Below are 25,249 nucleotides of genomic sequence, written 5' to 3' on the forward strand. Positions count from 1 at the left end.
GGGGAGCAGACGCGCCGCACCTGGAGGGTCGTCCGTTGTTCAGCATCACCGTCCGCGATCACATCATGATCGCCCACAGCTTCCACGGCGAGGTCTTCGGACCGGCCCAGCGCCTGCACGGGGCCACGTTCCTCGTGGACGCCACCTTCCGGCGCGAACAGCTGGACGAGGACAACATCGTCGTCGACATCGGCCTGGCCACGCAGGAACTCGGGGCCGTCGTCGGCGAGCTGAACTACCGCAACCTCGACAACGAGCCCGACTTCGCGGGGGTCAACACCTCCACGGAGTACCTGGCCAAGGTCATCGCCGACCGGCTCGCCGAACGCATACACAAAGGGGCGCTGGGCGAGGGCGCCAAGGGCATCGCGGGCATCGCCGTCACCCTGCACGAGTCGCACATCGCCTGGGCGAGTTACGAGCGTGCCCTGTGACCGACACGACGATCGACATGCCCGGCACGGCCGTCGACATGCCCGGCACGGCCGTCGACGTGCCCGACACGGCCGTCGACGTGCCCGGCACGGCCGTCGACGTGCCCGGCACGGCCGCGGGCCGGGCCGGGACCGCCCGCCTGGGCTACGTCCCGGTGCAGGCGGCCTTTCCGAGGAACGGCGGGATCATCCCCATGTCCCTGCGCTCCGTGCACTTCGTGATGCCGGGCGGTGTCGACGACCCGGCCGCGCCCAGCGGCGGCAACGCCTACGACCGGCGCGTGTGCCTGGACCTGCCCGGCTTCGGCTGGCAGGTGCACCGGCACGCCGTGGCCGGTGCCTGGCCCCGGCCGGACGCCGCCGCCCGCGCCGAACTCGCCCGCACCCTGCGCGAACTGCCGGACGGCGCCGTCGTCCTGCTCGACGGGCTGGTCGCCTGCGGGGTGCCCGAGATCCTCGTCCCGCAGGCGGAGGAGGGGCGGCTGCGCATGGCCGTCCTCGTGCATCTGCCGCTCGGTGACGAGACCGGACTCGACGCGGCCGTCGCCGCCGAACTGGACGCCCGCGAGCGCGCGGTGCTGCGGGCGGTGCCCGCGGTGATCGCCACCAGCGACTGGGCCGTACGGCGTCTCGTCTCCCACCACGGCCTGGCCCCCGACCGCGTCCACGTCGCCGCCCCCGGCGCCGACATCGCGCCCCTCGCACCCGGCACCGACGGCGTCTCACGACTGCTGTGCGTGGCCGCCGTGACCCCGCGCAAGGGACAGCACCGGCTCGTGGAGGCCCTGGCGGCGGTGGCCGACCTGCCGTGGAGCTGCGCGCTCGTCGGCGGGCTCGGACAGGACCCCGAGTACGTCGCCCACCTGCGGAACCTCATCCGCGAACACGGCCTCGAGGACCGGCTGGAGCTGACCGGCCCGCAGGCCGGCGCCGCACTCGACGCCAGCTACGCCGCCGCCGACCTCATGGTGCTCACCTCGTACGCCGAGACGTACGGCATGGCGGTCACCGAGGCGCTGGCGCGCGGCATCCCGGTGCTGGCGACCGACGTCGGCGGGCTGCCCGAGGCGGTCGGCCGCGCACCCGACGGAGGAGTGCCCGGCATCCTCGTCCCGCCGGAGGACCCCGCCGCCATCGCCGCCGAACTGCGCGGCTGGTTCGGCGAGGCGGACGTGCGGCGCCGGCTCAAGGCCGCCGCCCGCAGCCGGCGGGCCGCACTCGGCGGCTGGGCGGGCACCGCACAGAGCCTGGCGGCGGTACTGCGCCGGCTTCCCACCGAACCCCGGAGGGCCGCATGACGAAACCGGCGACCACCAACCGGCACGGCGGGACGGTTCCGGCCCGCCCCGGCCCCGGGGACGTCGTACCTCGAGGGGGCACCGTGGAACCCGGCACCGCCTCCGCCGGACCGTCCGTCATCCCCGGTGCCGGCCCCGCGCCCCGCCCCGGCGAACGGGCCACCCTGCGGCTGCGGGACACCGGCGACGACGAACCGGCCCGCTACGCCCCCGAGTGGCTCCAGCTGCGCGAACCGGCCGACGCCGCCGCCCGCTCGTACGACCTGCTCGACCCGCTGCGCGTCCGGCTCGCCGATCCGCCGCGCCGGGCCGACGGACGCGTCGTCCACGACATCGGCTGCGGCACCGGCTCGATGGGCCGCTGGCTCGCCCCCCACCTCGACGGCGCCCAGCACTGGGTCCTGCACGACCGGGACCCCTACCTCCTGCACTTCGCCGCCGTCGCCTCCCCGCGCTCCGCCGCCGACGGCAGCCACGTCACCGTCGAGACCCGGCGCGGCGACGTCGCCCGGCTCACCCCGGACGCGCTGGCCGGTGCCTCCCTGGTGACGGCGTCCGCGCTGCTCGACGTCCTCACCCGCGAGGAGGTCGGCGCCCTCGCCGCCGCCTGCGCGGGAGCCGGCTGTCCGGCCCTGCTGACGCTGTCGGTGGCCGGACGGGTGGAGCTGACCGAGCCGCATCCGCTGGACCAGGAGATCACGGAGGCCTTCAACGCCCACCAGCGCCGGGGCGGGCTGCTCGGCCCGGACGCGGTCACGGTCGCCGCCGAGGTCTTCGCCGAGCACGGTGCGACCGTACGGCTCGCCCCGAGCCCCTGGCGGCTCGGACCCGGACAGGCCGCGCTGACCGAGCAGTGGCTGCGGGGCTGGGTCGGCGCGGCGGTGGAGGAGCGGCCGGAACTGGCACCGCGTGCCGACGGTTATCTGGCCGAGCGGCTGGCGGCCTGTGCGGCGGGGGAGTTGCGGGTCGTCGTCCACCACAGTGATCTGCTCGCACTGTGCCGGCCGGTGGACGGGGCGGCATGAGTGCCGGGTTCCGTGGCCTTGCGGCCCGGCTCAACACCCCTGCCGTGCGCGCCCGTCTCGGCACGCTCGGCGGCGTCGCGATCCTCGCGCTCCTGCTGTGGCGCCTCGACACCGGGGTCCTGCTGGAGGGGCTGCGCCGCATCGACGGGCCGACGCTGCTCGCGGGGCTCGGGATCGGGCTGGTGACCACCGTGTTCAGCGCGTGGCGCTGGGCGCTGGTCGCCCGGGGGATCGGGATCCGGCTGCCGCTGGGAGCGGCCGTCGCCGACTACTACCGTGCCCTGTTCCTCAACGCGGCCCTGCCCGGGGGTGTGGTGGGTGACGTCCACCGGGCCGTGCGGCACGGGCGGAGCGCCGGGGACCTGGGGCGGGGAGTGCGGGCGGTGGTGCTGGAGCGGACCGCCGGGCAGCTCGCGCTGTTCGCCGTGGGGGCGGTGGTGCTGGTGAGCATGCCGTCGCCGGTGCTCGACGAAGTGCGGCAGGCCGCGCCGGTGGTCGGGCTCGGTGCGCTGGGGGCCTGTGCGGTGGTGCTGGCGGTGCGGATGAACCGGGCTCCGGGGCGGCGGGGGGTTGCCTCCGGGGTGCTCGCGGAGGCCCGTGAGGGGTTGTTCTCGCCGCGCAACGCGCCCGGTGTGCTGGTCTCCTCCGTCGTCGTGCTGGCCGGGTACGTCGCCATGTTCGTCCTCGCCGCTCATGTCGCCGGGGCGGACGCGTCCATGACGGAGCTGCTGCCGCTGGCCGTGCTGGCGTTGCTGGCGATGGGGCTGCCGCTGAATGTGGGGGGCTGGGGGCCTCGGGAAGGGGTCACCGCGTGGGCGTTCGGAGCGGCCGGGCTGGGGGCGGGGCGGGGGCTGACCGTCGCGGTCGTCTACGGGGTGCTCAGTCTCGTGGCCAGCCTGCCGGGTGTGGTGGTGCTGGTCGGTCGGTGGTACGCGGGGGTGCGGGGTGGTGGGCGTGGTGTTCTCGCCCCCGCCGCCCCTTCCCCTCCCGTCCCCGGGGGCGCTGCCCCCGGACCCCCGGTCGGCCTCCGGCCTCGTCCTCGAACGCCGGACGGGCTGGAAGATGCGGGCGGGCCGGGAAAGGCGGGCGGGGAGGGGGGCGGCCTTCGGCCTCGTCCTCACACTTCCCCGGACGGGCCGGGAGGTGACGTCAGCAGCGAGAAATACGCCGCGAACGAATCCGTCAGGCTTGCCAGTATTTCCCTGCCCTTTTCCGCCGTGCCCAGAGAAGGGCGGCCGATGACACCGGAATCGGTGTAGGCGGACATGCCGGTGGTGAGGAGATGACGGCGGTCGTCCGCGACGTGATCGGAGGTCTCATAACCGGGGCGGAGCAATTCGGGATGTGTGTGGAGAAGAATGGAGGTCTCGATTTCGCCCGCGTGCATGTCGGTGAGGAGGGACGTGGCGACGCCGGCCCGTGCGCGGGCCGTCTCCCAGTCCTCCGGGGCCGGGAACAGCGCCATCCGCTCGCCGCGGGCGGAGGACTCCTGAACGACGTTGCCCAGGACGTAGTTTCCGCCGTGCCCGTTGACCAGCACCAGGGTGTCCGTGCCCGACCTGCGGAGCGAGTCGGCGATGTCCCGTATCACCGCGTGGAGCGTGACGGAGGAGAGGGAGACGGTCCCCGGCCAGGCCGCGTGCTCGTGGGAGCAGGAGATCGTCACCGGCGGAAGGAGGTGCACCGGGTGGGCGTCGGCGATCTCCCGCGCGATCGCACAGGCGACCAGCGTGTCGGTCGCCAACGGAAGGTACGGACCGTGCTGTTCGAAACTCCCGACCGGAAGTACCGCGATCTGCCGTGAGACACCGGCTCCCCGCGTCCGTACATCCTCTGTAGTGTCCGCCGGCAACAGACCGTGCACCGGGCCGTATGCCGCCGACCGATTTTGTGAACCACCCATATCGTCACGGCCTTTCGTCTCTGCTTAGGAACTCGAGAATCATGACAGAAAAAGTAGGCGTACTCGGCAAGAAGTCCCCTCGGCGGACCGGTGTGGAACGCGTCGTGAACGCGCCGCTGCCCACCGTGTACGGCACGTTCCAGGCGGTCGGCTACCTGGACCACGACCGCGGTGACGAGCAGGTCGCCCTGGTGTACGGCGACATCGGCACGGACGGTGTCCTCACCCGGCTGCACTCGGAGTGCCTGACCGGGGACGCCTTCGGGTCCCAGCACTGCGAGTGCGGCGACCAGCTGGCGTCGGCGCTGCGCGCGGTCGTCGCCGAAGGGGCGGGCGTGGTCGTCTACTTGAGGGGCCACGAGGGCCGCGGCATCGGACTCCTCGGCAAGCTGCGGGCGATGGCCCTGCAGGCGGAGGGCCTGGACACCGTCGAGGCGAACCTGGCGCTCGGGTTCCCGGTGGACGCCCGCGACTACGGTGTCGCCGCCGGGGTCCTCCAGGACCTGGGCGTGCGCTCGGTGCGACTGATGTCCAACAACCCGCGCAAGCGCGAGGCGTTGGTGCGGCACGGCATCCAGGTCGCCGAGCAGGTGCCGCTGCTGATACCGCCGTGCGAGAACAACATCACCTATCTGCGCACCAAGCGGGAACGCCTCGACCACCACCTGCCCCATCTGGACGCGGTGGCCCACCTGTCCTGACGCCCGTCAGCGCGTCACCGCCTCGTGCACCAGCCGTTTGAGGTCCCGGAAGACGGTGTGGGACGACCTGGGCCGCACCTGTGTGTAGAACTGCACGGTCAGGTCGCGGCCCGGGTCGACCCAGAACGTGGTCGTGGCCACCCCGCTCCAGCCGTAGCTGCCGGGGGCGGACGGGGCCTGCGTACGGGACGGGTCGACGACGACGGAGACGCCGAGGCCGAAGCCGACGCCCTCGTTGCCGGGCACGTCGTGCGCGGGGCGGCTGCCGAAGGCACGCAGGTCGGCGCCGCCGGGGAGGTGGTTGCGGGTCATCAGGTCCACGGTCGCCGGGGAGAGCAGGCGCACGCCGTCGAGTTCGCCGCGGCGGCGCAGCAGCTCCATGAAGCGGTGGAAGTCGTGGGCGGACGCCACCATGCCGCCGCTGCCGGACAGGAACCGGGGCCGGCCCCGCAGCGGCAGTCCCTCGATCGGCTCGATGCCGCCGTCGTCGGACTCCCCGTACAGCTCCGCGAGCCGCTCCGCCTGCGCGTCGGTGACCTGGAACCCGGCGTCCGCCATGCCGAGCGGCCGGAAGATCCGTTCGGCGAGGAACACGTCGAGCGGCCGGCCCGACACCACCTCGACGATCCGCCCCAGCACGTTCGAGGCGACCGAGTAGTTCCACTGCGTGCCCGGATCGAACTGCAGCGGCAGGCGCGCGTACACCTCGGTCGTCCCCGCGAGATCCGCACCCGGCGCCACCGACGACTCCAGCCCGGCCTCGCGGTACAGCGCGTCGACGGGATGGGAGTGGTAGAAGGCGAACGTCAGACCGGCGGTGTGCGTCATCAGGTGCCGTACGAGGAGGGGGCCGGCGGGAGGGCGGGTCCGCACCCCGTCACCCGACCCGCCCTCGTACACGCGCGGCCGCGCGAACGCCGGCAGGTGGCGGCCGACCGGGTCGTCCAGCGACAGGCGGCCCTCCTCCACCAGCATCAGCGCGGCGACGGCCGTCACCGGCTTGGTCATGGAGTAGATCCGCCACAGGGTGTCGCTCCGCACGGGCAGCCCCGCCGCCACGTCCCGGGCCCCGTACGCCGTGAGGTGCGCGACGCGCCCGCCCCGGGCGAGGGCCACCAGGAACCCGGGCAGCTTCCCCTCGTCGACCCGGCGGGCGAAATGCCGGTCCAGGCGCTCCAGCGCCCCCGCGTCCAGTCCGGCCTCGGCGGGATCGGCCTCTTGCCGCAGCACTGTCATCGCTCTCCTCGCTCTCCTCGGAGGAACACCGGCCCGGTGCGGGCCGTTGAACGAGTCATGACCCAGGACGCCGAACAGAACGCACTGCTCGCCCTGCTCTCCGAGCGGCACGGCGGAGTGCTCGTCACCCTGAAACGTGACGGGCGGCCCCAGCTGTCGAACGTCATGCACGCTTACTACCCCGACGAGCGGGTCGTCCGCGTCTCGCTCACGGACGACCGGGCCAAGACCCGCAACCTGCGGCGCGACCCCCGCGCCTCCTACCACGTCACCACCGACGACCGGTGGGCCTACACAGTCGCCGAGGGCGTCGCCGACCTGTCGCCCGTCGCCGGGAACCTGTACGACGAGACGGTGGAGGAACTGATTCGGCTGTACCGCGACATCAACGGCGAGCACTCCGACTGGGACGACTACCGCGCCGCGATGGTCCGCGACCGGCGCCTGGTGCTGCGACTGCGGGTGGAACGGGCGTACGGCATCCCGCGTCGCGCCGGGGCGTAGAGAACCGCCCCGGCGCGTACCACGAGTGCCTCAGGCGCCGACGTACGCCGCGAGGTGCTCACCCGTGAGGGTGGAGCGGGCGGCGACCAGATCGGCGGGGGTGCCCTCGAAGACGATCCGGCCGCCGTCGTGACCGGCCCCGGGGCCGAGGTCGACGATCCAGTCGGCGTGCGCCATCACCGCCTGGTGGTGCTCGATGACGATGACCGACTTGCCGGAGTCCACGAGCCGGTCGAGCAGGCCGAGCAGCTGCTCCACGTCGGCCAGGTGCAGACCGGTGGTCGGCTCGTCGAGGACGTACACACCGCCCTTGTCGGCCATGTGGACGGCCAGCTTCAGCCGCTGCCGCTCACCGCCGGAGAGCGTGGTGAGCGGCTGGCCGAGGGTGAGGTAGCCGAGCCCGACGTCCGCCATCCGCTCCACGATCCGGTGCGCGGCCGGGATGCGTGCCTCGCCCTCGCGGAAGAACTCCTCGGCCTCGGTCACCGACATCGCGAGCACCTCGCTGATGTCCCGGCCGCCGAAGCGGTACTCGAGGACCGACGCGTCGAACCGCTTGCCCCCGCAGTCCTCGCAGGTCGTGGCGACGCTCTGCATGATCGCCAGGTCGGTGTAGATGACGCCGGCGCCGTTGCAGGTGGGGCAGGCGCCCTCGGAGTTGGCGCTGAACAGCGCCGGCTTGACACCGTTGGCCTTGGCGAACGCCTTGCGGATCGGGTCGAGCAGCCCCGTGTACGTCGCCGGGTTGCTGCGGCGCGAGCCGCGGATCGGGGTCTGGTCCACCGAGACCACGTCCTCGGCCGGCACGGAGCCGTGGACGAGGGAGCTCTTGCCGGAGCCGGCGACGCCGGTGACGACGCAGAGCACGCCGAGCGGTATGTCGACGTCGACGTCCTGGAGGTTGTTGGCGTTCGCGCCGCGGATCTCCAGCGCGCCGGTGGCCTTGCGGACCGTCTCCTTCAGCTTGGCCCGGTCGTCGAGGTGGCGGCCGGTGACGGTGTCGCTCGCCCGCAGGCCGTCGACGGTGCCCTCGAAACAGACGGTGCCGCCCGCCGTGCCGGCGCCGGGACCGAGGTCCACGACGTGGTCGGCGATGGCGATCGTCTCCGGCTTGTGCTCCACCACGAGCACCGTGTTGCCCTTGTCCCGCAGCCGCAGCAGCAGGTTGTTCATCCGCTGGATGTCGTGCGGGTGCAGGCCGATCGAGGGCTCGTCGAAGACGTAGGTGACGTCGGTGAGCGAGGAGCCGAGGTGGCGGATCATCTTGGTGCGCTGCGCCTCACCGCCGGAGAGCGTGCCCGAGGCGCGGTCGAGCGAGAGGTAGCCGAGGCCGATCTCCACGAACGAGTCGAGGGTGTGCAGGAGCTTGGCCAGCAGCGGCGTCACCGACGGCTCCTCGAGCCCGCGGACCCATCCGGCCAGGTCGCGGATCTCCATGGCGCAGGCGTCGGCGATGTTGACCTCGCCGATCTTCGAGGAGCGGGCCAGTGCGCTGAGCCGGGTGCCGTCGCACTCGGGGCACTCGGTGAACGTGACCGCCCGGTCCACGAAGGCCCGGATGTGCGGCTGCATCGACTCGCGGTCCTTGGACAGGAACGACTTCTGGAGCTTCGGGATCAGTCCCTCGTAGGTGAGGTTGACCCCGTTGATCTTCACCTTGGTCGGCTCGCGGTACAGGAAGTCGTGCCGCTCCTTCTTGCCGTACTCGCGGATCGGCTTGTCCTTGTCGAAGAAGCCCGACTCGGTGATGACCCGCACCACCCAGCCGTCGCCGGTGTAGGTGGGGATGGTGAAGGGGTCCTCGGAGAGCGACTTGGAGTCGTCGAACAGCTGCGTCAGGTCGATGTCGGAGACGGTGCCCCGGCCCTCGCAGTGCGTGCACATGCCGCCGGTGCGGCTGAAGCTGACCTTCTCGGTCTTCGTCCTGTCGGAACCGCGGTCGACGGTGAAGCCGCCGGTCGCCGAGACCGAGGCGACGTTGAAGGAGTACGCGGCGGGCGGGCCGATGTGCGGCGTGCCGAGCCGGCTGAAGAGGATGCGCAGCATCGTGTTGGCGTCGGTGGCGGTGCCGACGGTGGAACGGGGGTCGGAGCCCATCCGCTGCTGGTCGACGGTGATGGCGGTGGTCAGGCCGTCGAGCACGTCGACCTCGGGGCGGGCCAGGTTCGGCATGAAGCCCTGCAGGAAGGCGCTGTAGGTCTCGTTGATCAGCCGCTGCGACTCGGCGGCGATCGTGTCGAACACCAGGGAGCTCTTGCCCGAGCCGGAGACACCGGTGAACACCGTCAGCCGGCGCTTGGGGATCTCGATGCTGACGTCCTTGAGGTTGTTCCCACGCGCCCCGTGCACGCGGATCAGATCGTGGCTGTCGGCGGCGTGCGGCCCGGCCGGCTGCTGCTCTGTCCTCGTGGTCATGCTCGTTGTTCCCCTCCGTCGGGCGGGGACCGCGTGCGCGGTCCCCGCCGGCGTCCCGATCGCGGCAAGGCCAGGCTAGACGGCCCGTGCCCACCTGCGCTTCTCGATTCCTGACCGGTCGGGGACGCCCTCGGCACGGATCAGGCCGTCACCTTCTCCGGCCGCTCCGCGCCCTCCCCGACGGCACGTTCACCGAGCTGCTCGGTGGGGACGCGATGGGTCTCGCGGGCCGTGACCGCCGCGATGACCGGGGGCACGCACAGCGCGGCCGTGAAGAGGGCCACCGCCGTCCAGTCGTCGCCGTCGGGCCCGGCGATCCGCGCGGCGAACGTGACCGCGAACCCGGCCACCGCGAAGCCGATCTGCGTGCCGATCGCCACGCCCGAGAGCCGGACCCTGGTCGGGAACATCTCGCCGTAGAAGGACGGCCACACACCGTTCGCGGCGCTGTAGACCACGCCGAACGCGACGATCCCGAGGAACAGGGTGAGCGGGTAGCTGCCCGTGGAGATCGCCCACAGGTAGAGGAACATCGTCACCGCGCTGCCGACGGCGCCGATCAGATAGACGGGGCGGCGGCCCACCCGGTCGGAGAGCGCGGCCCACAGCGGGATCGCGGCCAGCGCGACGACGTTGGCCAGCGCGCCCACCCACAGCATCGACGAGCGGGACATGCCGACCGAGTCACCGGTGGCGTACGCCAGTGCCCACACCGTGAAGATCGTGCTGACCGAGGCGATCAGCGCGCCCGCGACCACCCGCAGGACGTCCGCCCGGTGCTCGCGCAGCAGCACGACCAGCGGCAGCTTCACGACCCCCTCGCCGGCGGTCTGCTGCTCGAACGCCGGCGTCTCGTCCAGCCTGCGGCGGATGACCCACCCGACGACGGCGACCGCGACGCTCAGCCAGAACGGCACCCGCCAGCCCCAGGACAGCAGCTGCTCCTCGGGCAGCGCGGCGATCGGGATGAAGACCAGCGTGGCCAGCAGCTGGCCGCCCTGCGTGCCGCTGAGGGTGAAGCTGGTGAAGAAGCCCCGCCGGTCCGGCGGGGCGTGTTCCAGGGTCATCGAGTTCGCGCTGGCCTGCTCGCCGGCCGCCGAGATGCCCTGCAGCACCCGGCACAGCACCAGCAGGACCGGGGCGAGGGTGCCGACCTGGTCGCGGGTGGGCAGACAGCCGATGAGGAAGGTCGACAGGCCCATCAGCATCAGGGTGAAGACCATGATCTTCTTGCGGCCGAGCCGGTCCCCGACGTGCCCGAGGAAGAGCGCGCCGAGCGGCCGGGCCGCGTACGCGACACCGAACGTGGCCAGCGACAGCAGGGTCGCGGTGGCCGGGTCGGAGTCGTCGAAGAAGACCTCGGGGAAGATCAGCGCGGCCGCGCTGCCGTAGATGAAGAAGTCGTAGTACTCCAGGGCGCTGCCGATCCAGGCGGCGGCGGCCGCCTTCTTCGGCTGCCCGGGCGGGGAGGCGTCGCGGGGCGGTGCGGGGACGGTCACGGCGTGCTCCTTCGGGGGACTCCACGACGGTACGCGGAGGACGAGCGGAGGGGAGGTGCCGAGGTGCTAATTAACCCACTGGGTAGTTAGTCGCGGCTGGGTAGGGATGCTGCGCCCGGTCGCCCGCACTGTCAAGGGGTCGCGTCGTACGGACCGGCGGACCCGGTCCGCGGTCCGGGCCCGGTCCGCGGTTCGGACCCGGTCCGCGGTTCGGACCCGGTCCGCAGTCCGGGACCGCCGGTCCGCAGCCCGGATCCGGTCGGCCGGTCCGGGCTCAGTCCGCCGCGCGTTCCGCCGTCAGGTAGGCGATCACCATGTCGCCCAGCATCGCCCGGTAGTGCTCGCGCCGGCCCGGGTCCACCAGGTCGCGGCCGAACAGCGCGCCGAAGGTGTGCCGGTTGGACACCCGGAAGAAGCAGAAGGAACTGATCATGGCGTGCAGGTCCACGGCGTCGACGTCGGCCGTGAACAGCCCGGACTCCTGCCCGGCCGCCAGGATCCGGCGGATCACGTCCAGTGCGGGCGAGCCCATCCGGCCCAGTTCCTCGGAGGCCGCGATGTGCTCCGCGCCGTGGATGTTCTCGATGCCGACCAGGCGGATGAAGTCCGGGTGCCGCTCGTGGTGGTCGAAGGTCAGCTCCGCCAGGCGCCGGATGGCCGCCACCGGGTCCAGGTGGTCCACGTCCAGTTGCTGCTCGGCCTCGCGGATCACGCCGTACGCCCGCTCCAGCACGGCCGTGAACAGCTGCTCCTTGCCGCCGAAGTAGTAGTAGATCATCCGCTTGGTGGTGCGGGTGCGGGCGGCGATCTCGTCGACGCGGGCCCCGTCGTAGCCGGCCCGGGCGAACTCCCGCGTCGCCACGTCGAGGATCTCGGCCCTGGTGCGGGCGGCGTCACGGATGCGCTCGCCGGGCCGTGCCGGTTCTTCGACGCTGGTCATCGCGTTCCTTCGGGCCGAGGGTGCAGTGCCGGTGATTCTAGAAGCAGCCCCTCGCCCGCCCGACGGGTCTTCCCGCGGGTCCAGGACGGCTGATATAGCTAACGTACTGGTTCGTACATTAGTGAGCCGCCTCTGGAGGTCCCGGTGCTCAAGGACTCGTATCTCGTCGGGCTGATCGGCTCCGGCATCGGCCCCTCGCTCAGCCCCGCGCTGCACGAGCGGGAAGCCGGCCGGCAGGGCCTGCGCTGTCTGTACCGGCTGCTCGACCTCGACACGATCGGTGTCCCGCCCGAGGCGGTGGGCGAGCTGCTGCGCGCCGCCCGGCTGCTCGGTTTCGACGGGCTCAACATCACCCACCCGTGCAAGCGGCTCGTCGTCGAGCACCTGGACGCCCTCGATCCGCGGGCCGAGGCGCTCGGCGCGGTCAACACCGTCGTGTTCGAGGGCGGACGCGCCGTCGGCCACAACACGGACGTCACCGGCTTCGCCGCCGCCTTCGCCCGCGGTCTGCCCGACGCCCCGCTGGAACGGGTCGTGCAGCTCGGCGCGGGCGGCGCCGGCGCGGCCGTCGCGCACGCCACGCTCACCCTCGGCGCCGAACGGGTCACCGTCGTGGACGCGCTGCCCGAGCGGGCCGCCGACCTCGCGGCCGCGCTGAACCGGAGCTTCGGGCCGGGCCGCGCCGCCGCCGCGCCCCCCGACCGGCTGCCGGAGCTGCTCGGCGCCGCCGACGGCCGCGGCGGCCTCGTGCACGCCACCCCCACCGGCATGGCCGCCCACCCCGGCCTGCCCCTGCCGGCCGGACTGCTGCACCCCGGACTGTGGGTCGCCGAGGTCGTCTACCGCCCGCTGGAGACCGAGCTGCTGCGCACCGCCCGCGCGGCGGGCTGCGCCACCCTCGACGGCGGCGGCATGGCCGCCTTCCAGGCCGCCGACGCGTTCCGCCTGTTCACCGGCCGGGAACCCGACAGCGCGCGGATGCTCGCGGACCTCACCGAGCTGACCGGCGGCGCCGTCGGGGCGCCGAAGTAGACCGAGAGACCGAGAAGCCCCACGGAAGCAAGAGGTACCGACGTGCGTACGTCCATCGCCACCGTCTCCCTCAGCGGCTCCCTCACCGAGAAGCTCACGGCCGCCGCCCGGGCCGGCTTCGACGGCGTGGAGATCTTCGAGAACGACCTGCTCGCCGCACCCCTCACCCCCGAGGAGATCCGCGCCCGCTGCGCCGACCTCGGCCTGACCGTCGACCTCTACCAGCCGCTGCGGGACATCGAGGCCGTGCCCGCGGACCTCTTCGCCCGCAATCTGCGCCGCGCCCGGCACAAGTTCGAGCTGATGCGCAGACTGGGCGCCGACACGGTCCTCGTCTGCTCCAGCGTCGACCCGTCCGCCGTCGACGACGACGCCCTCGCCGCGCGGCAGCTGAGCGAACTGGCCGACCTCGCGGACGACTTCGGTATCCGGGTGGCGTACGAGGCACTGGCCTGGGGGCGGCACGTCAGCACGTACGACCACGCCTGGCGCATCGTCGAGGCGGCCGGCCATCCCGCGCTGGGGACCTGTCTGGACAGCTTCCACATCCTCTCGCGCGGCAGCGACCCCCGGGGCATCGAGGACATCCCCGGCGAGAAGATCTTCTTCCTCCAGCTCGCCGACGCCCCGCTGCCCGCGATGGACGTGCTGCAGTGGAGCCGCCACCACCGCTGCTTCCCCGGCCAGGGCGGCTTCGACGTGGCCGGACTCGTCCGGCACGTGCTGCGCACCGGCTACGCCGGGCCGCTCTCCCTGGAGGTCTTCAACGACGTCGTCCGGCAGGCCGAGGCCGGCCCGGCCGCCGTGGACGCCCGCCGCTCCCTGCTGATGCTCCAGGAGGAGGTGGGCGCGGCCGAACCGCCCGCCCCCGTCGTGCCCACCGGGTTCGCCTTCGCCGAACTCGTCACGCCCGACGCGGAACCCCTCGCGGGGCTGCTCGACGCGCTGGGTTTCGCCCGCACCGCCCGGCACCGCAGCAAGCCCGTCGACCTGTGGCAGCAGGGCGAGGCCCGGATCCTCGTCAACACCGGGGCGGCGGTACGCCGTGACGGCGCCCGGCTCGCGGCCGTCGGCCTCGAGTCACCCGACCCCGCCGGTGCCGCCCGCCGCGCCGAGGCCCTGCTGGCGCCCGTGCTGCCGCGCCGCCGCGCCCCCGAGGACGCCCCGCTCGACGCGGTGGCCGCGCCCGACGGCACGGAACTGTTCTTCTGCGGCACCCGGCCCGGGTCCGGCGGCTGGCGGTCCGACTTCGCGGACGTGGAGCACGCCCCCGCCGACACGGCCGTACGGCGCATCGACCACCTCGCCCTCACCCAGCCCTGGCACCACTTCGACGAGGCGGCCCTCTTCCACCGCGGTGTGCTCGGGCTGCTCGCCGACGAGAGCGTGGACCTCGCCGACCCCTACGGTCTGCAGCGCAGCCGCGCGGTCGGCACCGCCGACGGCGGTGTCCGCATCGCCCTCGGTGTCGGTGCCGCGCCCACGGACGACACCGTGCACGCCCAGCACATCGCGCTCGCCACCGACGACGTGGTCGCCGCGGCCCGCCGCTTCCGTGACGCCGGCGGCCGGCTGCTGCCGATCCCGGCGAACTACCACGACGACCTCGCCGCCCGCCACGAGTTCGCCGACGGCGAGCTGGAGGCCTACCGCGACCTGGGCATCCTCTACGACGCCGACGAGCACGGCACCCTGCGCCACTGCTACACCCTCACCGTCGGCCGCGTCTTCTTCGAACTCGTCCAGCGCGACGGCGGTCACCGCGGCTACGGCGCCCGCAACGCCCCGGTCCGCCTGGCCGCCCAGCACGCGGCACAGACGCGCGCGGGCGGCTGAGCACCCGCCCGCCGCCGAGCCGTGGACGGGGACCGGCAGGAGCGGGCCGCGGCACCGGGGGCCGGCGGCCGGCCGCCGCACGTCACGGCCGTGTGTTCCACTCCGCGATCACCGGGCGGCCGTGCTCCGTCGACAGACGGCTCAGGGTGCCCGTCTCCAGGCGGAACAGCCGCCCGGCGGACGGCGGCAGGCCCAGGCGGCGGGCCGTCAGGACGCGGAGCAGGTGGCCGTGCGCCACCAGCATCACGTCCCCCTCCCTCAACGCCCCGGCCACCCGGGACAGCACCCGGTCGGCGCGTTCGCCGACCTGCTCCGGGGACTCGCCGGGGAACTCCGGGCCGGGCGGCACCCCGTCGGTCCACAGGTCCCAGCCGGGCCGGGAGCGGTGGATGTCCGCGGTGGTGATCCCCTCGTAGCCGCCGTAGTCCCACTCCCGCAGATCCGGTTCCGGTATCGCGCCGGTCAGGCCGGCCAGTTCCGCGGTGCACCGGGCGCGGGCCAGCGGGCTGGTGAGGACCAGCCCGAAGGTCCGCCCCGCCAGGAGCGGGGCGAGGGACTTGGCCTGGGCCTCACCGCCCGGGGTCAGCGGCAGATCGGTCCGGCCGGTGTGCCGGCCCGCTCTGCTCCACTCCGTCTCGCCGTGCCGCGCCAGCAGCAGATCCCCCACCGGCGTCACGCCTTCTCCGCCGACTCGACGGCGTGGCCGCCGAACTGCTTGCGCAGCGCCGCGATCATCTTCATCTGCGGCGAGTCCTCCTGGCGGGAGGTGAACCGCGCGAACAGCGACGCGGTGATCGCGGGCAGCGGCACGGCGTTGTCGATGGCCGCCTCCACGGTCCAGCGGCCCTCGCCCGAGTCCTCGGCGTACCCGCGCAGCCGCTCCAGGTGCTGGTCCTCGTCGAGGGCGTGCACCGCGAGGTCGAGCAGCCAGGAGCGGATGACGGTGCCCTCCTGCCAGGAGCGGAACACCTCGCGGACGTTGTCCACCGAGTCGACCTTCTCCAGCAGCTCCCAGCCCTCGGCGTAGGCCTGCATCATGGCGTACTCGATGCCGTTGTGGACCATCTTCGCGAAGTGCCCGGCGCCGACCTTGCCCGCGTGGACATAGCCGTACGGTCCCTCCGGCTTGAGCGCGTCGAAGATCGGCTTCAGCCGCTCCACGTGCTCCTCCTCGCCGCCGACCATCAGGGCGTAGCCGTTCTTCAGGCCCCACACCCCGCCGGAGACGCCCGCGTCGACGAAGCCGATGCCCCGGGCGCCCAGCTCCTTGGCGTGCTTCTCGTCGTCCGTCCAGCGGGAGTTGCCGCCGTCGACGACCGTGTCGCCGGGCTTGAGCAGGCTCCCCAGCTGGTCGACGACGCGCTGGGTGGCGGCGCCGGCCGGCACCATCACCCACACCGCGCGCGGCCTGTCGAGCCGGTCGACCAGGTCCGACAGGTGGTCGACGTCGGAGAGTTCGGGGTTGGTGTCGTACCCGATGACGGTGTGGCCGGCGTTGCGGATGCGCTCGCGCATGTTGCCGCCCATCTTGCCGAGACCAACAAGACCGATCTGCATGTCAGCTCACTTCCTGTGTTCGCGGTAGGCGGCCACCAGCGCGGCCGTGGAAGGGTCGAGGCCGGGGACGTCCGCGCCTTCGGTGAGGGCGGGCTCGACGCGCTTGGCGAGCACCTTGCCGAGTTCGACGCCCCACTGGTCGAAGGAGTCGATGTCCCAGACGGCTCCCTGGACGAACACCTTGTGCTCGTACAGCGCGATCAGCTGGCCGAGCACCGAGGGGGTCAGCTCCGCGGCCAGGATGGTGGTGGTGGGGTGGTTGCCCCGGAAGGTGCGGTGCGGCACCTGCTCCTCGGGCACGCCCTCCGCCCGCACCTCCTCGGCGGTCTTACCGAAGGCCAGGGCCTGGGTCTGGGCGAAGAAGTTGGCCATCAACAGGTCGTGCTGCGCCTTGAGTTCGTCGCTCAGCTCGGCGACCGGACGGGCGAAGCCGATGAAGTCCGCCGGGATCAGCTTCGTGCCCTGGTGGATCAACTGGTAGTAGGCGTGCTGCCCGTTGGTGCCGGGCGTGCCCCACACCACCGGTCCCGTCTGCCAGTCGACGGGACGCCCCTGCCGGTCCACCGACTTGCCGTTGGACTCCATGTCCAGCTGCTGGAGGTAGGCGGTGAACTTCGACAGGTAGTGCGAGTACGGCAGCACCGCGTGCGACTGGGCGTCGAGGAAGTTGTTGTACCAGACGCCCAGCAGGCCCATCAGGAGCGGGGCGTTGGCCTCGGCGGGTGCGGTGCGGAAGTGCTCGTCGACGATCCGGAACCCGTCGAGCATCTCCCGGAAGCGGTCCGGGCCGATGGCGATCATCAGCGACAGGCCGATCGCGGAGTCGTAGGAGTAGCGGCCGCCGACCCAGTCCCAGAACTCGAACATGTTGGCCGTGTCGATGCCGAAGTCCGTGACCTTCTGGGCGTTGGTCGACAGGGCGACGAAGTGCCGGGCGACCGCCTTCTCGTCACCCAGTGCGTCGAGCAGCCAGGTCCGCGCGGAGGTCGCGTTGGTGATCGTCTCGATCGTGGTGAAGGTCTTGGACGCGACGATGAACAGCGTCTCCGCCGGGTCCAGGTCCCGGGTCGCCTCGTGCAGGTCGGCGCCGTCCACGTTGGAGACGAACCGGAAGGTCAGCGAGCGGTCGGTGTAGGCGCGCAGCGCCTCGTACGCCATCGCCGGGCCCAGGTCGGAGCCGCCGATGCCGATGTTGACGACGTTGCGGATGCGCTTGCCGGTGTGGCCCGTCCACTCGCCGGAGCGGACGCGGCCCGCGAAGTCGGCCATCCTGTCGAGCACGGCGTGCACGGCCGGGACGACGTTCTCCCCGTCGACCTCGATCACCGCGTCCCGCGGGGCGCGCAGCGCGGTGTGCAGCACGGCCCGGTCCTCGGTGACGTTGATCCGCTCACCGCGGAACATGGCCTCGCGCAGCCCGGACACATCGGTGGCCTCGGCCAGTTCGAGCAGCAGGGCGAGCGTCTCGTCGTTGACCAGGTGCTTGGAGTAGTCGATGCGCAGGTCGCCCACGCGCACGACGTACCGCTGCGCGCGGGAGGGGTCGTCGGCGAACAGTTCGCGCAGGTCCGGCTGCGGCAGCGCGTCCGCGCGGTGGTTCTCCAGGGCGGCCCACTGGGGACGCCGGGTCGGTTCGGGGACGTCAGACATGGGCGGGGGTCTCCTCGGTGGCCTCGCCGCGCAGGGCGACGGCGTACATCTCGTCCGCGTCGAGGCGCCTGAGCTCCTCGGCGATGAGTTCGGAGGTGGGACGGACCTTCAGCGCCAGCCGGCGCGCGGGCTGCCCCGGCAGGGTCAGCGTGGCCAGCGGGCCCTCGGGACGGTCGATGACGACCTCGCCGTCCGCGGTGCCCAGCCGGACCGCCGTGACCACGGGCCCCGCGGTCACCACCCGGTCGACGGTCACCCGCAGCCGCGCCTCCAGCCAGCGCGCCAGCAGTTCGGCGGCCGGGTTGTCGGCCTCGGCCTCCACGGTCGCCGAGGTCACCGTCGCCCGCGCCTGGTCCAGCGCCGCCGCCAGCATGGAGCGCCACAGCGTCAGCCTGGTCCAGGCGAGGTCGGTGTCGCCGGGGGCGTAGGTGCGCCTGCGGGCCTCGAGCACCTCCATGGGGTTCTCGGCCGCGTACAGGTCGGTGATCCTGCGCTGGCCCAGCGCGCCCAGCGGGTCCTTCGCCGGGTTCCCGGGCGCGTCCGCCGGCCACCACACCACCACCGGCGCGTCCGGCAGCAGCAGCGGCAGCACCACCGAGTCGGCGTGCTCGGACACCTCGCCGTACGTCCGCAGCACCACCGTCTCCCCGGTGCCCGCCTCCGAGCCGACCCGGACCTCGGCGTCCAGCCGGGAGCGGGTGCGCTCGCGCGGGTTGCGGGTGTGCCGCTTGATCACCACCAGGGTGCGCGCGGGGTGCTCGTGCGAGGCCTCCTCGGCCGCCTTGATCGAGTCGTAGGCGTTCTCCTCGTCCGTGACGATCACCATCGTCAGGACCATGCCCACGGCCGGTGTGCCGATGGCGCGGCGGCCCTGCACCAGCGCCTTGTTGACCTTGCTTGCCGTGGTGTCGGTCAGGTCGATCTTCATGGCCTGCGCCAGCTCCGTCCGTCTCGTGCGAGCATCTCGTCGGCTTCCGCGGGTCCCCAGCTGCCCGAGGTGTACCGCGCCGGCCGGCCGTGCGACGCCCAGTACTCCTCGATCGGGTCGAGGATCTTCCAGGACTCTTCCACTTCCTGGTGACGGGGGAACAGGTTGGCGTCCCCCAGCAGGACGTCCAGGATGAGCCGCTCGTACGCCTCCGGGCTGGACTCGGTGAACGACTCGCCGTACGCGAAGTCCATGGTCACGTCCCGCAGCTCCATCGAGGTCCCCGGCACCTTGGAGCCGAACCGGACCGTCATGCCCTCGTCCGGCTGGACGCGGATGACGACCGCGTTCTGTCCCAGCTCCTCGGTGGCGGTGGTGTCGAAGGGGGAGTGCGGCGCCCGCTGGAAGACCACCGCGATCTCGGTGACCCGGCGGCCGAGCCGCTTGCCGGTGCGCAGGTAGAAGGGGACGCCCGCCCAGCGGCGGTTGTCGATGCCCAGCTTGATCGCGGCGTAGGTGTCGGTCTTCGAGGAGGGGTCGATGCCCTCCTCCTCCAGGTAGCCGCGCACCTTCGCGCCGCCCTGCCAGGCCCCCTCGTACTGCCCGCGCACCGTGTGCCGGCCCAGGTCGTCCGGGACCTTCACGGCCCGGAACACCTTCAGCTTCTCGGTCAGCAGCGAGGCCGCGTCGAAGGAGGCCGGTTCCTCCATCGCGGTGAGCGCCATCAGCTGCAGGAGGTGGTTCTGGATGACGTCACGGGCGGCGCCGATGCCGTCGTAGTACCCCGCGCGGCCACCGATGCCGATGTCCTCGGCCATGGTGATCTGCACGTGGTCCACGAAGGACCGGTTCCAGATCGGTTCGAACATCTGGTTGGCGAAGCGCAGCGCCAGGATGTTCTGGACGGTCTCCTTGCCCAGGTAGTGGTCGATCCGGAAGACCTGCTCCGGGTCGAACACCTCGTGCACGATCGCGTTCAGGTCCTGCGCCGACCTCAGGTCGTGCCCGAACGGCTTCTCGATCACCGCGCGCCGCCAGGACCCCTCGGGGGCGTCGGCCAGCCCGTGCTTCTTCAGCTGCTGGACGACCTTCGGGAAGAACCTCGGCGGTACGGAGAGGTAGAAGGCGTAGTTGCCGCTGGTGCCCCGGGAGGCGTCCAGCTCGTCGACGGCCTTGCGCAGCTGGTCGAACGCGTGGTCGTCGTCGAAGTCGCCCGGGACGAACCGCATGCCCTCGGCGAGCTGCTGCCAGACCTCCTCGCGGAACGGGGTGCGCGCGTGCTCCTTGACGGCGTCGTGCACGACCTGGGCGAAGTCCTGGTCCTCCCAGTCCCGGCGGGCGAACCCGAGCAGCGAGAAGCCCGGCGGCAGCAGGCCCCGGTTGGCCAGGTCGTACACGGCCGGCATCAGCTTCTTGCGGGACAGGTCGCCGGTCACCCCGAAGATGACCAGGCCGGAGGGGCCCGCCACCCGGGGCAGGCGCCGGTCCCGGGGGTCGCGCAGCGGGTTGGCCCAGTCGGCCGGGGGTGCGGGGAGGGCCGCGGGGGCCTCCTCCCGTTCCTCCGTCCGCTCCTGCGCGGCGTCCGTCGTCGGTTCGGTCGTCTCGTCGGTCATTCCGCGTCAACTCCCTTGCTGTCGAGCGACTTCGTCACCGCGTCGAGCAGTTCCCGCCGGGCGTCCCCGGGCGTCGTGACGCCCTTCTTCCCTCGCCGTCGCGCCACCTCGTCGTACGGCGGCGTCGTGCGGACGGAGCCGGGTGCGGCCAGTGCCTTCACGTCCAGGGTGTCCTGGTCCGCCGGGTCCTTCACCCCGGCGGACGCCCGGCGCCCACCGGAGACGACCCTCGCGGTTGCTTCACTCACAGTCCTCATCTTCTTTCTCGCGGTCACAGCAACCGCGCGGGGCGGTCGGTCATTCCCCGGCGGCCACGTCGCCGGGGTGACGCCGTACGGGGCGGGTGGCACGCCGCATCACTTCAAGAAGTTCTCGGTTCAAACAACATCGATGCCGTCATGTGTTCAAGTCTAAAAGTATGATCTTTCTGGTGGTCGGTCCGCTCCGGGCCGACGGGGCGTCCTCGGTGCCGGCGGCCCGCCGCTCCTCACGCGGTGCCGGGTACCGTGGAACCGCCCTGACCATGCAGTCCGTGGCCGGACGTGCGGAAGAGGGCCCACGCGCACGCGTGGGCCCTCTTCCCCGGCCGGGAAGGCCGGTGTGGGGGGTGGGACGGTGGGATCAGTGGCCGAAGGTGAACCAGTTGACGTTCACGAAGTCCGACGGCTGGCCGCTGGTGAAGGTCAGGTAGACGTCGTGGGTGCCCGTCACGTCGCTGATGTTCGCCTGGATCGTCCGCCAGGACTGCCAGCCGCCCGTGTTGCCCACGGCGAAGCTGCCGACGGGCGCGTTGCTCCGGCTGTCCAGGCGCACCTCGACCAGCCCGCTGACGCCGGACGCCGCACCGCTCGCCACCCGCGCGGAGAACTGCCGGGCCGGGGTCGAGCCGAAGTCGACGCCCTTGAACTGCAGCCAGTCACCGCCTGCCAGCGCGCCCACGTTCTGGCCGCCGCCGGAGTCGGAGGTGTTCTCCGTCATCGTGCCGCCCTGGCCGTCGTAGGACTCGGCCTGGATGGTGCCGTAGGCGTCGCGGTCGCCGGTCGGCGGGGGAGTGGTGCCGCCGCCACCGGAGGTCAGCACCTGCACGTAGTCGACGAGCATCGAGTGCCCGGGCTGGGTGCCCGCGTCCGGGCCGCCGCCGAAGGCGTCGGGGAAGCCGCCGCCCATCGCCACGTTCAGGATGATGAAGTAGCCGTGGTCGGTCGCGTTCGACCAGGTCGTCGCGTCGACCTGGTTCTCCCGCACGGTGTGGAAGGTATTGCCGTCGAGGGAGAAGCGGATCTCCTCCACGCTCGTCGAGCGGTCCCACTCCATCCGGTACGTGTGGAAGCCGGCCTGACAGGTCGTGCCCTGACAGGTGGTCGAACCGCCGATGCCGCTGGTCTCGTTGCACGGACCGCCCGGTGAGGTGCCGCAGTGCATCGTGGCGAACACGGTGTTGTTGCCCTGCGTGTTCTCCATGATGTCCAGCTCGCCGACGGCGGGCCAGTTCCAGTAGTCGCCCCGGTAGGGGGAGCCCAGCATCCAGAACGCCGGCCAGTAGCCCTTGGCGGCGGCGCCGGTGACGTTCGGCACCTGGATGCGGCCCTCGACGCGGAGCTTGCCGCCGGCCGGGGGCTGGAAGTCGGTGCGGTTGGTCTCGATGCGGCCGGAGGTCCAGTTGCCGGAGGCGTCGCGGCGCGGGGTGATGCGCAGGTTGCCGTTGCCGTCGAGGGAGACGTTGTCCCGGTTGGACGTCATCGTCTCGATCTCGCCGGTGCCCCAGTTGGCGGGGCCGCCCGGGTAGCCCTTGCCGGTCGCGTACTGCCAGTGGGAGGTGTTGACGCCGCTGCCCGCGGGACCGTCGAAGTCGTCGGCGAAGACCTGGGTCCAGCCCGACGGCGGGGGCGGCACGGAGGCGCTCGCGGACGGGCTCGCCGCCGTGGCGGCGCCCGCGGCGAGGGTGAGCGTGCTGACGACGGCGAGGAGCGCCCGCCGCAGCGGGCGGGGTCCGCGGAGCGTGCGGGGGGTGCCGGAGGTGTCACTCATGTGGGGATGCCCTCTCGGGTTCGGACGCCTGTGGCGTGGGGTGTGTTCGAGAGCCCGGAACCTCGCTTGAGAGCGCTCTCAAAGTGACGCCAATGTGCTCTGCGGCGCTTGCGCCGTCAAGAGGTGTAACCGAGAAAGTCCTTGTGGGTGGGGAGAGTTCAGGTCCCGAACTGACGCGAATGTACGCAAGGGGAGTGGTGGACGTCGGACGGGTGCGACGCCGGGCAGTGCCCGGGCGTCGCACCCACCGCTCCGTTCGACCATGCGGGGGGGGGCGGCGGAAGGGGGATGCCGGATCGGTTGTGTCGCGGCTGCGGGTGAGTGGGTGGTTGCTCGCGCAGTTCCCCGCGCCCCTTCAGGGGCGCGGGGAACTGCGCGTGGGGTCTGGGGGCGGAGCCCCCGGGCGCGGGGCGGCGGGGGCGAGAACAAGACGGCCGGTGCTCCGGAAGCGAGCGGTGCCGCACTCAGGCGTGCGCGGACGGCACGCGTGGTGAGGGGCCGCCGGCGGCGTACGGCCTCACACCCCCGTCGGCACGCGCGGCCGGGGCGCTTCCGCCGGCTCCTCGTGGAGGCCGAAGCGGTCGTGGGCCCGGCGCAACGGGGCCGGGGCCCACCAGGCGCGGCGGCCGAGGAGGGACATGGTGGCCGGGACCAGGAGCATCCGCACGACGGTCGCGTCGACGAGGACGGCCAGGGTGAGCCCCAGGCCGATCTGCAGGATGGGCGAGAAGCCGCCCGTCATGAAGGCGCCGAAGACGACCGCCAGCAGCAGCGCCGCGCAGGTGACCACCCTGCCCGAGCGGCGCAGCCCGTCCACCACGGCCTCCGCGTCGTCACCGGTGCGCTCCCGGGCCTCGCGCATCCGGGCCAGGATGAACAGCTCGTAGTCCATGGCGAGTCCGAACGCGATCGCCACGATCAGCGGCGGCGCCGTGAGACTCAGCGCGCCCAGTCCCTCGGCGCCCAGCAGCCCGGCCAGATGACCGTCCTGGAAGACCCACACCACCGCCCCGAGCGCGGCGCCCAGGCTGAGCAGCGTCGTCGCGACGGTGCGCAGCGGCAGCAGCACGGAACCGGTGAACGCGAACAGCAGCACGAAGATGCCGGCCAGGACGGTCAGGGCCGCCCACGGTGCCCGTTCGGCGAGCATCTCGCGGAAGTCGACCAGCCGGGCCGCGGGCCCGGTGACCTCGACCGGTTCGTCGCCGCGGACCTCCCGCACCCGCTCGACCAGCTCGGTCGCCTCCGCGCCGTCCGCCTCGCCGGGCGGCCGGATCTCCAGCACCGTGGCCCCGCCCGGCAGTTCACGGGCCGGGGCGGCCGGGGACAGCGCGCGGATCCCGTCGACGACCGTGCCGTCGGCGCCGGGCCGGACGACGACGGTGACCGGCGTGACCCCGGCCCCCGGCGGGAAGTGGTCGCCCACGGTGTCGTGCAGCTGCCGGGCCTCGGTGTCCGCGGGCAGCTGCCGCGCGTCCCCGAGGGCGATCCTCATCCCGGTCGCCGGCACCGCCAGGACCAGCAGCACCGGGACGGCCACCGCCAGTACGGCGATCCGGCGCCGGGCCGCGAAGCGGGCGATCCGGGCGAAGAGCCGGCCCTCCTCGCCCTCCGGCCGGTCCTTCGCCGGGGAGATCCGCCCGCCGAACCGGGCCAGCAGCGCGGGCAGCAGGGTGAGCGCGGCCAGCATGTCGATGACGACCACGGCGGCGACCGCGAGGCCCATGCTGCGCAGGAACACGCTCGGGAAGACCAGTAGCCCGGTCAGGCTGACGGCCACCGTGAGCCCGGAGAACAGCACCGTCCGCCCGGCCGCCGCGACCGTGCGGTGCACCGCCTCCACGACGTCCTCGGTGTGCCGGCGTTCCTCCCGGAACCGCACCAGCATCAGCAGGGCGTAGTCCACGGCGAGCCCGAGCCCCAGCATCGTCGTCACCTGGATCGCGTACACGGAGATGTCCGTGACCTCACTGAAGAGGAACAGCGCCAGGAAGGCCCCCGCGATGCCGCCGACCGCGACGACCAGTGGCAGCAGCGCCGACCGCAGCCCGCCGAACACCACCAGCAGCAGCACCAGTACCACTGGCAGGGAGATCAACTCCGCGTTCTTCACGTCCTCCTGGGCCCGCTCGCCGAGCTGTTGCCCCAGCAGCGGGCCCCCGCTCACCTGGACGTCGGGGGCGTCGATCTCCCTGAGCCGGTCGGCGGCCGCGTCGAGCGTGCGCTCCTGCGCGTCGTCGTCCAGACCGCCCTCGAGCGTGACGGGGACGAGCAGGGCCCGTCCGTCCTCGGCGACCAGACCGCGCGTGGTGTACGGGTCGGGCACGGCGGCGACCCCGGCGACCTCCCGGACGTCGGCGACGGCCCGCCCGACCTCGGCGCGCACCCCCGGGTCCGAGACGGCCGTGCCGGCCACCACACCGGTGATCGACTCGCCCGCCGGGTCCACCCGGTCGAGGTACCGCGCGGCCGACTCCGACTCGGTTCCGGGTACTTCGGGCACGTTGTCGGAGAGCCGCGCGAACACGCCCGTCCCCAGCCCGAATCCCAGTAGCAGAAAGAGCCCCCACAGGAGCATCACGGTCAAGGGGCGGCGGGTGGCCGCCCGGGCGAGTGCGGAAAGCACGGTCCCTCCCGGCGGGTGATGGTT

At 72.7% G+C, this 25,249-nt stretch carries 19 protein-coding genes and 2 pseudogenes; 8 read left to right on the plus strand and 13 right to left on the minus strand.

The genetic code is table 11. The annotated features are described in order from the left end of the window. Window positions 1-35: 35 nt before the first annotated feature. From AB0A94_RS09135 to AB0A94_RS09150, 4 genes and pseudogenes are all read left to right on the plus strand, one after another. The gene (locus AB0A94_RS09135; RefSeq protein ID WP_024888232.1) at window positions 36-434 is read left to right on the plus strand and encodes a 6-carboxytetrahydropterin synthase; all 399 of its coding nucleotides are present in this window, start codon (window positions 36-38) and stop codon (window positions 432-434) included. Further along, window positions 431-1,732 carry a glycosyltransferase family 4 protein gene (locus AB0A94_RS09140; protein ID WP_361741141.1) on the plus strand — a complete coding sequence of 434 codons (1,302 nt, stop codon included), beginning with the start codon at window positions 431-433 and terminating at the stop codon, window positions 1,730-1,732. Before AB0A94_RS09135 ends, AB0A94_RS09140 begins: the two co-directional genes overlap by 4 nt. After that, a complete protein-coding gene (locus tag AB0A94_RS09145) occupies window positions 1,729-2,757 on the plus strand; it encodes a class I SAM-dependent methyltransferase (protein WP_361741144.1) in 1,029 nt (342 codons plus the stop codon). The genes AB0A94_RS09140 and AB0A94_RS09145 overlap by 4 nt, the downstream gene beginning before the upstream one ends. Beyond that, window positions 2,754-3,650, plus strand: a pseudogene (locus tag AB0A94_RS09150) (lysylphosphatidylglycerol synthase transmembrane domain-containing protein); the annotation flags it as partial. The gene AB0A94_RS09145 and the pseudogene AB0A94_RS09150, both read left to right, overlap by 4 nt. Before the next feature lie 224 nt (window positions 3,651-3,874). On the opposite strand, the gene AB0A94_RS09155 reads toward AB0A94_RS09150, so the two are convergent. After that, the gene (locus AB0A94_RS09155) at window positions 3,875-4,660 is read right to left on the minus strand and encodes a creatininase family protein (protein WP_361741147.1); all 786 of its coding nucleotides are present in this window, start codon (window positions 4,658-4,660) and stop codon (window positions 3,875-3,877) included. A 41-nt stretch (window positions 4,661-4,701) separates the two neighbouring features. On the opposite strand from AB0A94_RS09155, the gene ribA reads away from it, so the two are divergent. Beyond that, entirely contained in the window at window positions 4,702-5,361 is a 660-nt protein-coding gene (gene ribA / locus AB0A94_RS09160; RefSeq protein ID WP_361741150.1) for a GTP cyclohydrolase II, read from the plus strand. Window positions 5,362-5,367: 6 nt separating this feature from the next. On the opposite strand, the gene AB0A94_RS09165 is transcribed toward ribA, so the two are convergent. Beyond that, window positions 5,368-6,597: a serine hydrolase domain-containing protein gene (locus AB0A94_RS09165; RefSeq protein ID WP_361741153.1), complete on the minus strand. Its 1,230-nt coding sequence runs from the start codon at window positions 6,595-6,597 to the stop codon at window positions 5,368-5,370. A 57-nt stretch (window positions 6,598-6,654) separates the two neighbouring features. Here AB0A94_RS09165 and AB0A94_RS09170 point away from each other — a divergent pair, with 57 nt between their 5' ends. Further along, the gene (locus AB0A94_RS09170; protein ID WP_361741156.1) at window positions 6,655-7,101 is read left to right on the plus strand and encodes a PPOX class F420-dependent oxidoreductase; all 447 of its coding nucleotides are present in this window, start codon (window positions 6,655-6,657) and stop codon (window positions 7,099-7,101) included. A 30-nt stretch (window positions 7,102-7,131) separates the two neighbouring features. Here AB0A94_RS09170 and AB0A94_RS09175 read toward each other — a convergent pair whose 3' ends face one another. The 3 genes from AB0A94_RS09175 to AB0A94_RS09185 form a co-directional block, all read right to left on the minus strand. Beyond that, a complete protein-coding gene (locus tag AB0A94_RS09175; protein WP_361741159.1) occupies window positions 7,132-9,516 on the minus strand; it encodes an excinuclease ABC subunit UvrA in 2,385 nt (794 codons plus the stop codon). Between the two features lie 140 nt (window positions 9,517-9,656). After that, the gene (locus tag AB0A94_RS09180) at window positions 9,657-11,015 is read right to left on the minus strand and encodes an MFS transporter (RefSeq protein ID WP_361741162.1); all 1,359 of its coding nucleotides are present in this window, start codon (window positions 11,013-11,015) and stop codon (window positions 9,657-9,659) included. A 274-nt stretch (window positions 11,016-11,289) separates the two neighbouring features. Then, on the minus strand, window positions 11,290-11,955 hold the full coding sequence (locus tag AB0A94_RS09185; RefSeq protein ID WP_361741165.1) for a TetR/AcrR family transcriptional regulator: 666 nt from the start codon (window positions 11,953-11,955) through the stop codon (window positions 11,290-11,292). A 144-nt stretch (window positions 11,956-12,099) separates the two neighbouring features. On the opposite strand from AB0A94_RS09185, the gene AB0A94_RS09190 reads away from it, so the two are divergent. Together AB0A94_RS09190 and AB0A94_RS09195 are read left to right on the plus strand one after the other, a co-directional pair. Next, on the plus strand, window positions 12,100-12,987 hold the full coding sequence (locus AB0A94_RS09190) for a shikimate dehydrogenase (RefSeq protein ID WP_361741167.1): 888 nt from the start codon (window positions 12,100-12,102) through the stop codon (window positions 12,985-12,987). Window positions 12,988-13,029: 42 nt separating this feature from the next. Continuing rightward, the gene (locus AB0A94_RS09195; protein WP_361741170.1) at window positions 13,030-14,823 is read left to right on the plus strand and encodes a TIM barrel protein; all 1,794 of its coding nucleotides are present in this window, start codon (window positions 13,030-13,032) and stop codon (window positions 14,821-14,823) included. A gap of 82 nt (window positions 14,824-14,905) precedes the next feature. On the opposite strand, the gene AB0A94_RS09200 is transcribed toward AB0A94_RS09195, so the two are convergent. The 8 genes and pseudogenes from AB0A94_RS09200 to AB0A94_RS09235 form a co-directional block, all read right to left on the minus strand. Next, entirely contained in the window at window positions 14,906-15,490 is a 585-nt protein-coding gene (locus tag AB0A94_RS09200) for a histidine phosphatase family protein (RefSeq protein ID WP_361741344.1), read from the minus strand. A 5-nt stretch (window positions 15,491-15,495) separates the two neighbouring features. After that, complete coding sequence (gene gnd, locus AB0A94_RS09205; protein ID WP_361741173.1) at window positions 15,496-16,380, minus strand: phosphogluconate dehydrogenase (NAD(+)-dependent, decarboxylating); 885 nt, start codon at window positions 16,378-16,380, stop codon at window positions 15,496-15,498. A 6-nt stretch (window positions 16,381-16,386) separates the two neighbouring features. Further along, on the minus strand, window positions 16,387-18,030 hold the full coding sequence (pgi, locus tag AB0A94_RS09210) for a glucose-6-phosphate isomerase (RefSeq protein ID WP_361741176.1): 1,644 nt from the start codon (window positions 18,028-18,030) through the stop codon (window positions 16,387-16,389). Next, window positions 18,023-18,958 carry a glucose-6-phosphate dehydrogenase assembly protein OpcA gene (gene opcA / locus AB0A94_RS09215; protein ID WP_361741179.1) on the minus strand — a complete coding sequence of 312 codons (936 nt, stop codon included), beginning with the start codon at window positions 18,956-18,958 and terminating at the stop codon, window positions 18,023-18,025. Before opcA ends, pgi begins: the two co-directional genes overlap by 8 nt. Continuing rightward, window positions 18,955-20,571: a glucose-6-phosphate dehydrogenase gene (zwf, locus tag AB0A94_RS09220; protein WP_361741182.1), complete on the minus strand. Its 1,617-nt coding sequence runs from the start codon at window positions 20,569-20,571 to the stop codon at window positions 18,955-18,957. The genes opcA and zwf overlap by 4 nt, the downstream gene beginning before the upstream one ends. Beyond that, a pseudogene (locus tag AB0A94_RS09225) lies at window positions 20,568-20,777 on the minus strand (transaldolase); the annotation flags it as partial. The pseudogene AB0A94_RS09225 and the gene zwf, both read right to left, overlap by 4 nt. A 415-nt stretch (window positions 20,778-21,192) precedes the next feature. Further along, window positions 21,193-22,599: a glycoside hydrolase family 16 protein gene (locus AB0A94_RS09230; protein ID WP_361741185.1), complete on the minus strand. Its 1,407-nt coding sequence runs from the start codon at window positions 22,597-22,599 to the stop codon at window positions 21,193-21,195. 517 nt (window positions 22,600-23,116) lie between these two features. After that, window positions 23,117-25,225: an MMPL family transporter gene (locus AB0A94_RS09235; RefSeq protein WP_361741188.1), complete on the minus strand. Its 2,109-nt coding sequence runs from the start codon at window positions 25,223-25,225 to the stop codon at window positions 23,117-23,119. Window positions 25,226-25,249: the final 24 nt, after the last annotated feature.

This window comes from Streptomyces sp. NPDC044984, assembly GCF_040646935.1.
In the GTDB taxonomy this organism is placed as follows: Bacteria; Actinomycetota; Actinomycetes; order Streptomycetales; family Streptomycetaceae; genus Streptomyces.